This is a genomic window from Pseudomonas sp. MC6 (assembly GCF_054790575.1).
The window spans coordinates 3,139,243-3,154,464 of record NZ_CP186504.1 but is presented as its reverse complement, the minus strand read 5'-3'; the positions used below and the strand labels follow the sequence as shown (position 1 = coordinate 3,154,464).

The window sequence follows — 15,222 nt, the reverse complement described above, 5'->3', positions numbered from 1 at the left end:
CCGGCAGCTCCTACAGGATGTACGCCATACCAATGTAGGAGCTGCCGGAGGCTGCGATCTTTTGCTTCTATAGCGGCAAATACCGACTCAACAACGCCCGCAACGCCGCCGGTTTCACCGGTTTCGGCAGATAATCCAACCCCGCCGCATGCACCTGCGCAACCATCTCCGGTCGCCCGTCAGCACTGATCACCACGCCTGGCACCGGCTCGCCCAGGCGGGTGCGCAACCATGCCATCAACTCGGTGCCGGTATCGCCGTGGTCAAGGTGATAGTCGACCAACGCCAGTTGCGGTCGCACGCCGTCACTCAGCAGCGCCGCACATTCCTCACGGTTGCGCGCCGTCCACACCTGACAACCCCAGCGGCTCAACAGGCTGTTCATGCCGATCAGAATGCTGTCTTCATTGTCGACACACAGCACCTGCGCGCCGCTCAGCAATTTGCCATTCAATTCAACGGCGGCGCTCGCCGGCACCGCTTGTGAGCGAGCCAGCGGCACGCTGACGCTGAACACACTGCCGCGCCCCGGCCACGAACGCACACGCAAGGTATGCCCGAGTACACGGCACAAACCATCGGCAATCGCCAACCCCAGCCCGAGGCCTTTTTCGGCACGGGTCTGATGGCTGTCGAGGCGTTTGAATTCTTCGAAAATCACCTGTTGTTTATCTTCCGGAATTCCCGGCCCGCGATCCCACACTTCCAGGCACAGTTCGCCGCCACGCCGGCGCACACCCAGTAACACCGGGCCTTTGGCGTAGCGAAATGCGTTAGTGAGGAAGTTCTGCAGAATCCGTCGCAGTAATTTGATGTCGCTGTCGATGCGCAAATGACTGCCGCGCACACGGAAAATCAGTCCTTGTTCCTGGGCCAGGGCCTTGAACTCGGCACCGAGAATGTCGAACAGCTCATTGACGGCGAACGGCTTGCGATCCGGGTTGATCTTGCCGTTTTCCAGGCGGGAAATGTCCAGCAGATCGCTGATCAAGTCCTCGGCCGAGCGCAACGAACTGTCGAGGTGCTGCACCAGTTTCTGCGCCTCACTGCTCAAACCATCGTCTTGATGGGAGAGGGCGGCGGAGAACAGCCGCGCCGCGTTCAGCGGCTGCATCAAGTCATGGCTGACCGCCGCAAGGAAGCGGGTTTTCGACTGGTTGGCCGCCTCAGCAGTGCCCTTGGCGTCAGTCAGCGCGACGTTGAGTTGCGACAGTTCCTGGGTGCGTTCGCTGACGCGTTGCTCCAGCCCTTCGTTAGCTTCGGTCAGTGCCTGCTCGGCTTCGCGGAACGCGGTGATGTCGGTGAAACTCATGACGAAGCCGCCGCCCGGCATCGGATTGCCGATCAACTCGATCACTCGGCCGTTGGGGAATAGCCGCTCAGACGTATGCGCGCGGCCCTGACGCATCCAGTGCAAACGGCGGGCAACGTGGACTTCTGCTTCGCCGGGGCCGCACAAACCGCGCTCGGCGTTGTAGCGAATAATGTCGGCGATCGGTCGGCCGACACTGATCAAACCGTCGGGGTAGTTGAACAGTTCCAGATAACGCCGGTTCCAGGCCACCAGTTTCAGCGACTGGTCGACCACGCTGATGCCTTGGGTAATGTTCTCGATCGCCCCTTGCAGCAAGGCGCGGTTGAACTGCAGTACCTCGGAGGCTTCGTCGGCGATGCGGACTACATCCTCCAGTTGCATTTCCCGACCTTCGATGGCGGCTTTTACCACGGCGCGCGTCGAAGAAGCGCCAAGCACACCGGCCAGCAAGCGCTCGGTGTGGGCGATCCATTCGCCGTCGGCATTCTGGTTCGGATTGAAGCCCTTGCCTTGGCGATAGGCGAAGCGAATGAAGCTCTGACGCGCGCGTTCCTCACCGACAAAGCGCGCGGCCAATTGCAGTAAGTCGTCGATCTGCACCGCCAGCATCGAGCGTGCACTCGGCCGCGCGCTGATCTCTTGACCGATGAAGCGCCCGGCCTGCCAGTGCTCCGAGACGCGAGTACGCGACAGCACCGAGACCCAGGCAAACAAAGTGAAGTTGCCGGCCAGCGACAGCACCACACCTTGGGTCAGCGGGGTAATTGGCAGGTTCAGTGGATTGCTGTGCAGCCACGCCAGCCCCGGAAAACTGCTTAGCGACCAGCCCAGGCTGTGCGCGGCAATCGGCAGGATCAACGTGTAGAACCAGAGGAATGTACCGGCGGCCAAACCGGCGAAAACACCGCGGCGGTTTGCCTGTTTCCAGTACAGCGCGCCGAGCATCGCTGGTGCCAGTTGGGTCACCGCAGCGAAGGCGATCTGGCCGATGGTCGCCAGGCTCGCGGTCGAGCCGAGCAAGCGATAGCTGACGTACGCCAGCAACAGAATCACCACGATGCTCACGCGGCGCACCGAGAGCATCCACTGGCGGAATACCTCGAATGGGCGCTCGGCGTTATTTCTGCGCAGCAACCACGGCAACAGCATGTCGTTGGAGACCATGGTCGACAACGCCACGCTGGCGACAATCACCATGCCGGTTGCCGCTGATGCGCCACCGATAAACGCCAGCATCGCCAGCGCCGGATGCGCCTGCGCCAAGGGCAGGCTGATCACGAAGGAGTCGGGCAGTACGTCGCTGGGCAGCATCATCTGGCCGGCCAGCGCGATCGGTACGACAAACAGCGCGGCCAGTGCGAGATAGGCGGGAAACACCCATTTGGCCAGACGCAGATCCTGCGGGTCGATGTTCTCCACCACCGTGACGTGGAACTGCCGAGGCAGGCAGATAATCGCCATCATCGCCACGCCGGTCTGCACCACCATCGACGGCCAGTTAATGGTTTCCTTCCAGTATTCCTCAAGGCGCGGGGCGAGCATGGCCTGATTGAACAAGTCGTCAAAACCGTCGTACAAGCCGTAAGTGACGAAGGCGCCGACGGCGAGGAAGGCGAACAGCTTGACCAGCGATTCGAAGGCAATCGCCAACACCATGCCCCGGTGGTGTTCGGTGGCATCGAGGTTGCGCGTGCCGAAGACAATGGTGAACAGCGCCAGCACCAGCGACACGATCAGCGCGGTGTCCTGGGCGCGGGTGCCCATGGCGTCGGCACCGGCACCGATCAACAGATTCACGCCGAGAACGATGCCTTTGAGCTGCAGGGCAATATATGGCAGGACGCCGACCAGACAGATCAGCGCCACGACCACCGCCAGCGATTGCGATTTGCCGTAACGCGCGGCGATAAAGTCAGCGATGGAGGTGATGTTCTCCTGTTTGCTGATCATCACCATTTTCTGCAGGACCCACGGCGCGCCCACTAACAGCAGGATCGGCCCAAGGTAAATCGGCAGGAATGACCACAGTTGTTCGGCCGCCTGACCGACTGCGCCGAAGAACGTCCAGCTGGTGCAATAAACTGCCAATGACAGGCTGTACACCCAGGCACGCATGCGCGGCGGCAACGGCGCGCTGCGACGGTCGCCGTAGAAGGCGATGGCGAACATTATGGCCATATAGGCCAGGGCTACGGCGGCGATCAGCCCGGTGGACAGCGACATGCAACACTCCCGACAGAAGACTCCCCGGCACTCCTGCCCGGGCGGACAGTCTCGCATGAGCGGGGCGGTTAGTCAGTGTCGACCAAGGTCGTGGCGTGGCGGGGTGTCGCAGGTGGGGAATCGGGTGGTTTCCGCCGTTGCGCTGCCAAGCACAAAACCCTGTAGGAGCTGTCGAGTGAAACGAGGCTGCGATCTTTTGATCTTTGCAATCAAGATCAAAAGATCGCAGCGTGCCGCAGCTCCTACGTGGGGATCGGCGTCAGTGCTGGTTCAGCGCAATATCTATCAGCCGATGCAGTTCATCCACCTCCAGCGGCGCCGCCGAAAACAGAATCCGGAACACCACCGGCGCCACCACCAGATTGATCAATCGATCAACACTCGGCGCCGCTTCATCGGTATGACGCTCGATGATCGTCTGCAACTGCGCGCCAATGATCGTCACGCAGTACCCCGGCGTAGCGCTCGCCTGCACGTCGCGCATCATGTTGCGCCCAGGCTCCGAACTCATCTCATCGAGATACTGCTCAGCCCACGCACGAATATCACTGCGCAAACTGCCGGTTTGCGCCGGCTCGCTGTCGGGGCGCATGCGGGCGAGGGCGACGTCGGCCAACAATGCCGACAGATCACCCCAGCGCCGGTAAATCGTCGACGGTGTAACGCCTGCACGCGCGGCGATCTGCGGGACGGTCACGGTCGAGCGCTCCTGTTCTTGCAGGAGCGCACGGACTGCCGAATGAATTGCATCTTGCACCCGGGCACTGCGGCCGCCGGGGCGTAAACCTTCTTTAATAGCCATGCGGCAGACCTTAACACAAAGAATTTGCTTTAAGCGTTGAGCGGTAGCACACTCCGCAAAAGCAAAAAATTAGCTTTTGCGGAGTGTGCACATGAATAGCGCTGTTTCACATCGTTCGAATCTGTGGTTTCTGGCGATCACCTTACTCAGTTTTCTCGCCGCTTCCACCGCGCCGACGCCGTTGTATCACTTGTATCAGGACCAACTGCATTTCTCGGCAACGGTGCTGACCCTGATTTTCGGGGTCTACGCCCTGAGTCTGCTGGCGGCGCTACTGACTGTCGGTTCGCTCTCGGATCACCTCGGACGCAAACCGGTGATCTTCACTTCGGTGCTGCTCAACGCGTTGGCGATGTTGCTGTTCATTTATGCTGACAGCGTCAGTGGGTTGATCGCAGCACGCGTACTGCAAGGCTTCGCTACTGGCATGGCCACCGCCGTTTTAAGTGCCACGTTGCTGGACACCGATCGCCAGCAAGGACCGCTGATCAACAGTGTCGCGCCGTTGCTGGGCATGGCGCTGGGTGGCATGGGCTGCGGGTTGCTGGCCGAGTTTGCCCCCGCGCCGTTGCAACTGACTTACTGGCTGCTGCTGGCACTGTTTGTATTGCAGGCGTTATACGTTTGGCGTCTGCCGGAAAGCGTTACGCCGCAAGCCGGAGCGTGGGCATCGTTGCGGCCGACTTTGCATGTGCCGGTGCAGGCACGTTCAACGTTGTGGCGAGTGTTGCCGCTGAACACTGCAACCTGGGCGCTAGGCGGTTTCTATGCATCTCTGGCGCCATCGCTGGTGCGCACCGCCACCGGTTCGACCTCCAATCTGATCGGCGGCGCAACCGTGGCAGCCTTGACGGTGACCGGAGCATTGATGATTTTCACGCTGCGCAATCGTCCCGCGACAAGGGCCTTGCAGTTGGGCGCGAGCCTGTTGCCGATCGGCCTGGTGTTGATTCTGCTGGGTGTGCACAGCGCCAGCTTGGCGTTGTTTTTCCTCGGCACGCTGGTGGCCGGTTGCGGCTTTGGCTCGGGTTTTCTCGGTGCCGTTCGCAGCCTGGTGCCGCTGGCCTTGGCCCATGAGCGCGCGGGGTTGATGGCCGCGTATTACGTGCTCAGTTATCTGGCGTTCTGCCTGCCGGCGTTGCTCGCCGGGCACTTGTCGCGCAGTTACGGTCTGCTGGCGACCACCGATGGTTACGGTGCGGTGTTGATCGTGCTGGCCGTCGGCGCGTTGTTGCTCAGCCTGCGTTCCGCGCCAGCCAAAGTGTGCCGCGCTCCATAATCACTGCGGTTTCGGTTAGCCTTGGCCAGCCTTCTTCTCACGGATCGACTAATGAAGATTATCCGCAGCAAAACCTTCACCGCCGAGCGCGCCTGGGGCGCACTGGACATCGCCAACATGAACGGCATCACCACGTGCCTGCACTGGACGGATCAACCGTACAAATGGCACGTCAACGATGGCGAGGAAGTGTTTGTGGTGCTCGATGGCCAAGTGCTGATGCATTACCGCGAGCAGGGCCAAGAAAAACAGGTGCAGCTGGATGTCGGCGACATCTTCTATGCGAGCGTCGGCACCGAGCACGTCGCGCATCCGCAGGGCGCAGCGCGGATTCTGGTAATTGAGAGCGAAGGCAGCGTCTGACTTCTTATTGGTAAAACAGATAACAGTTAGAGATATTACCCGTTATATAGATATTCGATTCGGTTCTACCATGGACTCAACCTCACCAGAGGAGAGGAGTTCATGATGATTTGCCCCAACAGCGCCAAACCCGGCATCAAGCCGTTCAGCCAGCTTCAGCATCCGCGTGAAGTGATTCGCCAGTTCACTCCGAACTGGTTCGCCGCGACCATGGGCACGGGTGTGCTGGCGTTGGCGCTGGCGCAACTGCCGTTGGCCATTCCAGGTCTGCACGCTATCGCGGAAGGTTTGTGGTTGTTCAACATTCTGTTGTTCAGCCTGTTTACCGCTGCGTACGCTGTGCGCTGGATCTTGTTCTTTGATGAAGCGCGGCGGATTTTCGGCCACTCCACGGTATCGATGTTCTTCGGCACGATTCCGATGGGCCTGGCGACGATCATCAACGGTTTTCTGCTGTTCGGCCTGCCACGTTGGGGCGACGGTGTGATTCATCTCGCCGAAGTGCTGTGGTGGATGGATGTGACTATGTCGCTGGCTTGCGGCGTGTTGATTCCGTACATGATGTTTACCCGCCAGGAACACAGCATCGACCAGATGACCGCCGTTTGGCTGTTACCGGTAGTCGCCGCCGAAGTAGCGGCGGCCAGTGGTGCTTTGCTCGCACCGCATCTCAGCGATGCCCACTCGCAACTGGTTGTGCTGACGACGAGCTACGTGCTCTGGGCCTTTTCCCTGCCGGTAGCGTTCAGCATTCTGACGATCCTGCTGTTGCGCATGGCCCTGCATAAACTGCCCCACGAAAACATGGCCGCTTCGAGCTGGCTGGCCCTCGGCCCGATCGGCACCGGCGCGCTGGGCATGTTGCTGCTCGGTGGAGATGCGCCTGCGATCTTCGCGGCGAATGGTCTGCCAGGCATCGGTGAAATCGCCTCGGGTCTTGGGCTTATTGCAGGGATTACGCTGTGGGGCTTTGGTCTGTGGTGGATGCTGATGGCACTGCTGATCACCGTGCGTTACTTGCGTGATGGCATCCCGTTCAACCTCGGCTGGTGGGGATTCACCTTCCCATTGGGTGTGTATTCGCTGGCAACTCTGAAACTGGCGAGCACTCTGAGCCTGACGTTTTTCAGCGTTGTCGGCACGCTGTTGGTGATGTTGCTGGCGCTGATGTGGCTGATCGTCGGTAAACGCACGGTGCAAGGCGCTTGGCGTGGCGAGCTGTTTGTCTCGCCATGCATCGCAGGTTTGAAGAAATAACCTGAAAAGTTTAGGTAAGGTGTGGCCTGGATCGCGGTTCGAGAATCCAATAAGCAGTACCCAGGCCTCTCTACCTTAAACATCAGGGAAACACGGAAGATGAGTCACCCCTCACAGTTCAACCTGCTGCGCACCCGGCGCTTCTTGCCGTTCTTCATCACGCAGTCGCTCGGCGCGTTCAACGATAACGTGTTCAAGCAGTCACTGATCCTCGCCATTCTCTATCGGCTGACCATCGAGGGTGACCGTTCAATCTGGGTCAACCTGTGTGCGTTGCTGTTTATTCTGCCGTTCTTCCTGTTCTCGGCGCTGGCCGGGCAATTTGGAGAAAAGTTTGCCAAGGACGCGCTTATCCGTCTGATCAAACTCGCGGAAATCGCGATCATGGCCGTAGGATCGGTCGGTTTCCTCTTCGATCACCTGTCGCTGATGCTGGTGGCGCTGTTCGCCATGGGCACCCATTCGGCGCTGTTCGGGCCGGTGAAATACTCGATTCTGCCGCAGGCGCTGCGTGAGGATGAACTGGTTGGCGGCAACGGCCTGGTGGAGATGGGCACGTTTCTGGCGATTCTCGCCGGGACGATTGGCGCCGGGGTCATCATGTCTTCCTCGCACTACGCGCCGCTGGTGTCCTGCGCCATCGTCGGGATTGCCGTGCTGGGCTATCTGGCCAGTCGCAGCATTCCGCGCGCGGCGGCATCCTCCCCGGAAATGCGCCTGAACTGGAATATCTTCAGCCAGTCGTGGGCCACGTTGAAACTCGGTCTGGGCCAGACTCCGGCGGTATCGCGTTCGATAGTCGGCAACTCGTGGTTCTGGTTTGTCGGGGCGATTTACCTGACGCAGATTCCGGCCTATGCCAAGGAATGGATGCACGGCGATGAGACCGTAGTCACCCTGATTCTCACCGTGTTCTCGGTTGGTATCGCGCTGGGTTCGATGCTTTGCGAGAAGCTGTCCGGGCGCAAGGTCGAGATCGGTCTGGTGCCGTTCGGCTCATTCGGTCTGACCGTGTTCGGTCTGCTGCTGTGGTGGCACTCCGGTGGAATCCCCGACAGTGTCACCGGCCACAGCTGGATTGAAGTGCTGGGCTTTGTGCACACCTGGGCAGTGTTGATCGATATCCTTGGCCTCGGCATCTTTGGTGGTTTCTACATCGTGCCGCTGTATGCCTTGATCCAGTCACGTACCGCTGAAAACGAGCGGGCCCGGGTGATTGCCGCCAACAACATTCTCAACGCATTGTTTATGGTGGTCTCGGCCATCGTCTCGATCGTGCTGCTGAGCGTGGCCAAGCTGTCGATCCCGCAGTTGTTCCTCGTGGTGTCGCTGCTGAACATCGGCGTCAACGCTTACATCTTCAAAATCGTCCCCGAGTTCAGCATGCGTTTCATGATCTGGCTGCTCAGCCATTCCATGTACCGTGTCGAGCATCGCAACCTTGAGGCGATACCGGACGAGGGTGCGGCGCTGCTGGTGTGCAACCACGTGTCGTTTGTCGATGCCTTGCTGATTGGTGGTGCAGTGCGTCGGCCGATTCGCTTTGTCATGTACTACAAAATCTACAACTTGCCGGTGCTGAACTTTATCTTCCGCACGGCGGGGACAATTCCGATTGCCGGGCGTCAGGAAGATATCCAGATCTACGAAAAGGCCTTCACCCGGATTGCCCAGTATCTGAAGGACGGTGAGCTGGTGTGCATCTTCCCGGAAGGCAAGCTGACGGCGGATGGCGAGATGAACGAGTTCAGAGGCGGGCTGACGCGGATTCTCGAGGAGACGCCGGTACCGGTGATTCCGTTGGCATTGCAGGGGTTGTGGGGGAGTTTCTTCAGTCGCGATCCGAACAAGGGCTTGTTTCACCGGTTGTGGTCGCGGGTGACGTTGGTGGCGGGTTCGCCGGTGGACGTTGATGCGGCTGAGCCGGCGAAGTTGCAGGTGTTGGTGGGGGAACTGCGCGGGGCAGTCAGATAGTCGGCGATTTTAAAGGCCTCTTCGCGAGCAGGCTCGCTCCCACAGTTGATCGTATTCCTCTGACGGAACGCGATTGAATGTGGGAGCGAGCCTGCTCGCGAAAGCGGTAGTGGCTTAAGCGCTGACCTTAAGGCCAATCAATCCGGTAATGATCAACGCCACACTGGCCAGACGAATCAACGCCATCGACTCGCCGAACAGAATGATTCCGGCAATCACCGTGCCCACGGCACCGATACCGGTCCAGATCGCATAGGCCGTGCCCAGCGGCAATTCCTTCATCGCCAGGCCAAGCAGGCCAAGGCTGATGGCCATGGCCGCAACGGTCAGAACGGTGGGCAGCGGGCGGGTGAAACCGTCGGTGTATTTCAGGCCGACGGCCCAGCCGACTTCGAACAGGCCGGCGAAAAACAGAATGATCCAGGACATGCAAGACCCCCATCGATTGACGGGGTCGTCCCCAGATTAATGACTCGATCGAGCCGCAGGGTCGTCCCCGCGTTGCGCGCTAGTTTGACCAGCATTAACCCGGGGATCAAGTTTGCGCCTCAGTCGGCCGCTTGTTGCGCCAGTGTCTCGCGATCTTCCTTTTCACTCATGCGCCGGAAGTACGTCGACAGCAGTGCTCCGGAAATATTGTGCCAGACGCTGAACAGCGCGCTCGGCACCGCCGCCAACGGCGAGAAATGGGCGCTGGCCAATGCCGCGCCCAACCCCGAATTCTGCATGCCCACTTCCAGCGCCAGGGATTTGCGCTGAGCCAACGGCAGCTTGAACAGGCGCCCGGTGAAGTAGCCCAGCAGATAGCCGAAGCTATTGTGCAGCATCACTACAGCCATGATCAGCAGACCGGATTCGGCGATTTTCGCCTGACTGGCGGCGACTACGGCGGTGACGATAATCACGATGCTGACCACCGACACCAGCGGCAACACATCCACCGCGTGGCGCACTTTATCGCCGAGCAAGCGCTGGGCAACCACGCCGAGAATGATCGGCAGCAACACCACTTGCAGGATCGACCAGAACAGCTCCATGAACGATACCGGCAACCACGCCGAAGCCAGCAGCCAGATCAGCGCTGGGGTCAGCAGCGGGGCGAGGAGGGTGGTGACGGCGGCGATCGCCACCGACAACGCCAGATCACCACGGGCCAGCCAGGTCATCACGTTGGACGACGTACCGCTTGGGCAGCAGCCGACCAGAATCACCCCGACGGCGATTTCCGGTGGCAGGTGAAACACTTGGCAGAGCAACCACGCCACACCGGGCATGATCACGAAATGTGCGACGACGCCCAGCGCTACACGCCACGGATGGCGGGCAACAGCAGCGAAGTCGTCGAGTTTGAGGGTCAGGCCCATGCCGAACATCACCAACCCGAGCAGCGGTACGATCGCGCTTTTCAGGCCGAGGAACCACGCCGGTTGCAGGAACGCAATCACCGCGAAAATCAGAACCCAGTAAGCGAAGGTATTGCCGACAAAGCGGCTGAGTGCAGCCAGTGCGCGCATGGCCTGATCCTTATTATTAAATGAACACCACAAAACCAATGTAGGAGTGAGCCTGCTCGCGATAGCGGTCTTTCAATCAACACATTAGTTGAATGTCAGTCCCTCATCGCGAGCAGGCTCACTCCTACAGTTTGGACATCACAAGGCGTTAGATCCCCTGCGGAGTCTCTTCCCCACCCAACGCTTCCACCAACGCCGGCAGGAAGTCGCCAAACGTCAGCATCATCAGGGTGAAGCTGGCATCCAGTTGACCCAGCGCCTCGTCGCCACCGTCCTGCTCCGCCTGATCCTGCAACAGATCTTCGAACTTCAGACGTTTAACGGTCATCTTGTCATCGAGCAGGAACGACAGTTTGTCCTGCCAGGCCAGCGACAATTGAGTGACCACTTTGCCAGTGCTCAGGTGCAGCTGGATTTCTTCGCTGGTCAGATCCTGACGCTTGCAACGGACGATACCGCCGTCTTCGTGGGTGTCGCGCAGTTCGCACTCGTCCAGTACATAGAAGTCGTCGGCCGCTTTCTGCGTGGTGACCCAGTCGGTCATGACGGCCGTTGGAGCCATTTTTACCGTCAGCGGGCGGACGGGCAGGGTGCCGATCACTTCGCGCAGGGTCGACAGCAGGTCTTCGGCGCGTTTCGGGCTGGCCGAGTTGACCAGAATCAGACCCTGTTTCGGCGCGATGGCGGCGAAGGTCGACGAGCGACGGATAAACGCGCGCGGCAGGAAGGCCTGAATGATTTCATCCTTGATCTGGTCGCGCTCCTTCTTGTAGACCTTGCGCATCTGCTCGGCTTCGATCTCTTCGACCTTCTCCTTGACCGCGTCGCGCACGACGCTGCCCGGCAGGATGCGTTCTTCTTTACGCGCGGAAATCAGCAGGAAGTCACCGCTGACGTGCACCAATGGAGCATCTTCGCCTTTGCCGAACGGCGCGACGAAACCGTAGGTGGTCAACTCCTGGCTTGCACATGGACGCGCCAGTTTGGTGGCCAGTGCAGTTTCCAGCGCCTCGGCATCGACAGGCAGGTCTTGGGTCAGGCGATAGATAAGCAGGTTTTTGAACCACATGGGGTGAGTCTCTCCTTTATACAAAGGGGGGCATTATTGTCTTCGCCGTCTCATAGGCCAACCCTTCTCTAAGCCTTTGGAAGGCCTGAGAAAATTATTTAAAAAAGTGCTTGCCAGAGGTTGGGTCGCTCCGTAGAATGCGCGCCACACCGAAGCGAAGGGTGATTAGCTCAGCTGGGAGAGCGTCTGCCTTACAAGCAGAATGTCGGCGGTTCGATCCCGTCATCACCCACCATTCGTTTCAAGTGTTTAGCGCAGCGGTAGTTCAGTCGGTTAGAATACCGGCCTGTCACGCCGGGGGTCGCGGGTTCGAGTCCCGTCCGCTGCGCCATATTCGGTAACCTGGACCACTGAACGCCAGGTCACCACGGAAAAACCCGCCAAGGCGGGTTTTTTTCTGCTCCAAGGTTGTACCCGCGGGATGTGTCGCTTTACTGGTTTTCGGATTTATTTGAAAAAAACTTCAATTAAATCAACACATTACGAAAACTTGTGGCATAATGCGTCCCGTAACGAAGCGAAGGGTGATTAGCTCAGCTGGGAGAGCGTCTGCCTTACAAGCAGAATGTCGGCGGTTCGATCCCGTCATCACCCACCATTCGTTTCAAGCGTTTCGCGCAGCGGTAGTTCAGTCGGTTAGAATACCGGCCTGTCACGCCGGGGGTCGCGGGTTCGAGTCCCGTCCGCTGCGCCATATTCGGAATCTGCAACACTGAACGCCAGATTCCACAGAAAGCCCGCCAAGTGCGGGCTTTTTGCTGTCTGGCGTTTGAGTATTTTTCACTGCATATATCTATGTAGTGCCTGTGGAACACGTCGCTTTCGGACAATGGGCAATGTTCTTCATGATCATTTGGGTCATGGAGCAATTCCGTTGCCAGCCGAGAGACCGATCAGATGCCTTCGACTCCTGCCTTAACCGATATTCCTTCTTCCGCCGAAGACACGGATGCGCTGTCATTCATGGCAAGTAATCCGGCATTTTTATCCAGCGACGATGCAGCCACTGGCTTGCACAATCTGTTGAAAACGCCGCTCAGCGCAGAACTTCACGGGTTCATTCTGAAAAATACCGAGGGGCGCTTCTTTTGTGCTCAACGTGTTGACGCCAATCCTGTCAGTGGCGAACTTCGGAGCGAAGTAACGACGCTTCTGCGCACGACCCTTGTGGTAACTGTGGGTGGCTTGGGCGAGTTGATTGTCCCGAGCGGTTTTACTATCGAAGCGAGCTTTCACGCCCGCCCGGCCCAAGCCCGTGGTGTTGACGAATCCACCAGTGAATGGGCTCAGCGTAATCGGTTCTTCACGATTGCCGATTTGTCAGCTGTGATGAACAGTCATCGTAAATATTCGAAGTGTTATCTGTCCGCCTACAATGGCGGACTCCTGTGCTACGCCTCGACGAACCTGCCGTTTGAACAGGAATTGGCGCCCCGACTGTCGAGGCGGCCTCAAAGTGGCCCACAATTGTTCGAAAGCTTGCTTGCCAGAGGGGCAATCCCCAGCAGCCTGTGGATCTTGCTGGTCTTGGCGGCCGGGCAAGTGAACGTTGTGGTAACGGGCGATCTCTGGCGGCGCCGAGGCCCGCTCAAAGCCAGCTGGCGGTCGGATGTCCTTGAAGCCAAGCCGCCGATTACACAGATGCCAATCTTCGGGCCGATCTGCCGAAATGCGGGGGAGGTCGCACTTTACTTGCGCGAAAAGTTATCCGTCCCACCGCCAGCGAGTCCGCGTGTCGGCTTCATCCTTAAACATAACGCCAGCGATTTCCTGGTGGTCACTGACCCGGTCTCCATTCCCTACGCCAGTTTTGATCGGGCAGCTTTATTTCCCAAGGATCAGCACGGCAACCCACTGATCCCAAGAGGGTTTCGGGTGCACGGTATTTATCACTCCACGCCGCAATTGGCGGCCGAGCGACAGCCTCCGAGGGGAATGGATTTGTACCGGAATTTTTTCACGCCCGAGGATCTGAAAGTCGGCCTGGATCATATGATTGCGGCACCCAATCAGCGAATTTTTATGGTCACCCCCGATGGCGCCGTCTTGCGATTCGCCAAACCGATAATCCCCAAGGTTCGGGAGCTGAAAGCGAACCTTGAGCAAGGCCTCAAGCAAAAAATCATCGACGGCGACATGCCACCGCAGGGGGTTGTCGACAAGGTTGCCGACGCGGGCATCCTCAGCGTTTTATTGGCGAGTCAGACCTGGCCGGATCTCGGCAAGATCACGGCTGCCTCTACTGTCGATGTTACAGGCGTAGAGACTTCCCAATGATTACTCACTATTACGCTGGTGACGATAGTCGCTGACCGCTTCGTACACGGCCTTGCGCAACCGGTTGATCCCTCCGATCGGGCGATGCGCCTCAATGCCAAACCAAGGGTTGAACGACAGGTTATCGCATTGCAGATTCAACGCCGGGGTGTCGAAATCCTGCGGCGGCAGGGTGATCCGCGCGACGGTTTCGAAGGGCGAATCCTGCTCGCGCCATTCGATGCTGGTGTCCTCGATCGGCATGTATTGATGGGCATCCTGACGCTGAATCTGCAGCACGAAGCAGGCGGGTACACGATCCGTCGACAGTTGCTGATTCAACGCGCTGCGCAGAAAGTTCGGCAGGTCGTGATTTTGTTTGGGCAATGTATAGGCGGGGCAGTTATCCGGATCGGGTGCTACACGAAACTTTGCATTCGACTCACCGAATTTGTAAGGCGAAACCGAAAAGTAAGTCGTCGCCGTCGGGCTATCCGGCGGCGGCGCCAAGGTTGCCAGCGCGATAAACAAATGGCGGATCTGCCAGGTGCGCGGATCCCATCCGGGGAAAAACGCCATGACCTTCTTGCCGTCAGCCTGCGCCGCCACGTTCTGACGGTACTCGGCGACATCGCTGACGAAAAAGTTCGGGTGGCTGAACATCACGAAATCCTGCTCAGGCTGTGCCTGGCGGTTGCCGAGCAGCTGTTTTCCCGAAACATCCAGCAGTTTGATTGCCATGCCTCTGGCGTCGCGGATGCTGTCGAACTGTGGGTAGGCATTGCCGTTGGACAGACGAATCATTGCCTGCCAGGTTTTTCCGGGTTCACTGAACACGCCCTGTCGCAGCGACTGCGCCAGTTCCGGCAACACCTGCACCTGCGCCTTCACGCAACCATGAGCCTTGGCGTGTGCGTCGCGCAGATAACGTGTGCCTTCGCGGTACTGATCAACGATGCGCACGGCGGTCTGAATCACGTTTTGAGTCATCGCGGCTTCGCCGGGTGGAGTCTGTTCCAGCGCTGAAACCGGGCCACGGTGTTGCCAGGCAAACCACGCCGTGGCGATGGCCCAGCCGAGCAGGCCGATGGCGGCCAATATCAGCAGGGCTTTGCCAAGCAGACGTCCAAGCCACAACCAGATTCTGGCCAACAGCGGTAACTCTTTCTT

General features: G+C 59.0%; 11 protein-coding genes and 4 tRNA genes. 9 read left to right on the top strand and 6 right to left on the bottom strand.

Going from position 1 to position 15,222, the window contains the following annotated elements:
* Positions 1-67: 67 nt before the first annotated feature.
* On the bottom strand, positions 68-3,538 hold the full coding sequence (locus ACOYXE_RS14025) for a hybrid sensor histidine kinase/response regulator (RefSeq protein ID WP_160056930.1): 3,471 nt from the start codon (positions 3,536-3,538) through the stop codon (positions 68-70).
* 259 nt (positions 3,539-3,797) lie between these two features.
* Positions 3,798-4,340, bottom strand: coding sequence for a TetR/AcrR family transcriptional regulator (locus ACOYXE_RS14020; RefSeq protein ID WP_460929678.1), 543 nt, complete (start codon positions 4,338-4,340; stop codon positions 3,798-3,800).
* A gap of 91 nt (positions 4,341-4,431) precedes the next feature.
* Between ACOYXE_RS14020 and ACOYXE_RS14015 the strand changes: the two genes are divergently transcribed.
* From ACOYXE_RS14015 to ACOYXE_RS14000, 4 genes are all read left to right on the top strand, one after another.
* On the top strand, positions 4,432-5,619 hold the full coding sequence (locus ACOYXE_RS14015; protein WP_160056934.1) for an MFS transporter: 1,188 nt from the start codon (positions 4,432-4,434) through the stop codon (positions 5,617-5,619).
* A gap of 51 nt (positions 5,620-5,670) precedes the next feature.
* Complete coding sequence (locus ACOYXE_RS14010) at positions 5,671-5,982, top strand: cupin domain-containing protein (RefSeq protein ID WP_460929676.1); 312 nt, start codon at positions 5,671-5,673, stop codon at positions 5,980-5,982.
* Between the two features lie 105 nt (positions 5,983-6,087).
* Positions 6,088-7,239, top strand: coding sequence for a TDT family transporter (locus ACOYXE_RS14005; RefSeq protein ID WP_460929833.1), 1,152 nt, complete (start codon positions 6,088-6,090; stop codon positions 7,237-7,239).
* A gap of 99 nt (positions 7,240-7,338) precedes the next feature.
* Complete coding sequence (locus ACOYXE_RS14000) at positions 7,339-9,213, top strand: MFS transporter (RefSeq protein ID WP_460929674.1); 1,875 nt, start codon at positions 7,339-7,341, stop codon at positions 9,211-9,213.
* Between the two features lie 114 nt (positions 9,214-9,327).
* Here ACOYXE_RS14000 and sugE read toward each other — a convergent pair whose 3' ends face one another.
* The 3 genes from sugE to rdgC form a co-directional block, all read right to left on the bottom strand.
* A complete protein-coding gene (gene sugE, locus ACOYXE_RS13995; protein WP_460929672.1) occupies positions 9,328-9,642 on the bottom strand; it encodes a quaternary ammonium compound efflux SMR transporter SugE in 315 nt (104 codons plus the stop codon).
* 119 nt (positions 9,643-9,761) lie between these two features.
* Positions 9,762-10,727, bottom strand: coding sequence for a bile acid:sodium symporter family protein (locus ACOYXE_RS13990; protein ID WP_160056940.1), 966 nt, complete (start codon positions 10,725-10,727; stop codon positions 9,762-9,764).
* Positions 10,728-10,875: 148 nt separating this feature from the next.
* Positions 10,876-11,796 (bottom strand): recombination-associated protein RdgC, encoded by a 921-nt coding sequence (rdgC, locus tag ACOYXE_RS13985; protein ID WP_460929670.1) that lies wholly within the window; start codon positions 11,794-11,796, stop codon positions 10,876-10,878.
* Positions 11,797-11,955: 159 nt separating this feature from the next.
* Between rdgC and ACOYXE_RS13980 the strand changes: the two genes are divergently transcribed.
* From ACOYXE_RS13980 to ACOYXE_RS13960, 5 genes are all read left to right on the top strand, one after another.
* A tRNA-Val gene (locus ACOYXE_RS13980) sits at positions 11,956-12,031 on the top strand.
* Positions 12,032-12,050: 19 nt separating this feature from the next.
* Positions 12,051-12,127 (top strand) — tRNA-Asp (locus tag ACOYXE_RS13975).
* Positions 12,128-12,318: 191 nt separating this feature from the next.
* Positions 12,319-12,394 (top strand) — tRNA-Val (locus tag ACOYXE_RS13970).
* A 19-nt stretch (positions 12,395-12,413) separates the two neighbouring features.
* A tRNA-Asp gene (locus ACOYXE_RS13965) sits at positions 12,414-12,490 on the top strand.
* Between the two features lie 203 nt (positions 12,491-12,693).
* On the top strand, positions 12,694-14,073 hold the full coding sequence (locus ACOYXE_RS13960) for a hypothetical protein (protein ID WP_460929668.1): 1,380 nt from the start codon (positions 12,694-12,696) through the stop codon (positions 14,071-14,073).
* Here the strand turns inward: ACOYXE_RS13960 and ACOYXE_RS13955 are convergent, their stop codons facing one another.
* Positions 14,074-15,207, bottom strand: coding sequence for a catalase family protein (locus ACOYXE_RS13955; RefSeq protein WP_460929831.1), 1,134 nt, complete (start codon positions 15,205-15,207; stop codon positions 14,074-14,076). It lies immediately after the preceding gene.
* Positions 15,208-15,222: the final 15 nt, after the last annotated feature.

What these genes read in the sequence shown, in the direction of transcription:
- ACOYXE_RS14005 (WP_460929833.1), top strand. Translation starts at nt 6,088, where the DNA reads ATGATTTGCCCCAACAGCGCCAAACCCGGCATCAAGCCGTTCAGCCAG.
- ACOYXE_RS14010 (WP_460929676.1), top strand. Translation starts at nt 5,671, where the DNA reads ATGAAGATTATCCGCAGCAAAACCTTCACCGCCGAGCGCGCCTGGGGC.
- ACOYXE_RS14015 (WP_160056934.1), top strand. Translation starts at nt 4,432, where the DNA reads ATGAATAGCGCTGTTTCACATCGTTCGAATCTGTGGTTTCTGGCGATC.
- ACOYXE_RS13960 (WP_460929668.1), top strand. Translation starts at nt 12,694, where the DNA reads ATGCCTTCGACTCCTGCCTTAACCGATATTCCTTCTTCCGCCGAAGAC.
- ACOYXE_RS14020 (WP_460929678.1), bottom strand. Translation starts at nt 4,340, where the DNA reads ATGGCTATTAAAGAAGGTTTACGCCCCGGCGGCCGCAGTGCCCGGGTG.
- sugE (WP_460929672.1), bottom strand. Translation starts at nt 9,642, where the DNA reads ATGTCCTGGATCATTCTGTTTTTCGCCGGCCTGTTCGAAGTCGGCTGG.
- ACOYXE_RS14000 (WP_460929674.1), top strand. Translation starts at nt 7,339, where the DNA reads ATGAGTCACCCCTCACAGTTCAACCTGCTGCGCACCCGGCGCTTCTTG.
- rdgC (WP_460929670.1), bottom strand. Translation starts at nt 11,796, where the DNA reads ATGTGGTTCAAAAACCTGCTTATCTATCGCCTGACCCAAGACCTGCCT.
- ACOYXE_RS14025 (WP_160056930.1), bottom strand. Translation starts at nt 3,538, where the DNA reads ATGTCGCTGTCCACCGGGCTGATCGCCGCCGTAGCCCTGGCCTATATG.
- ACOYXE_RS13990 (WP_160056940.1), bottom strand. Translation starts at nt 10,727, where the DNA reads ATGCGCGCACTGGCTGCACTCAGCCGCTTTGTCGGCAATACCTTCGCT.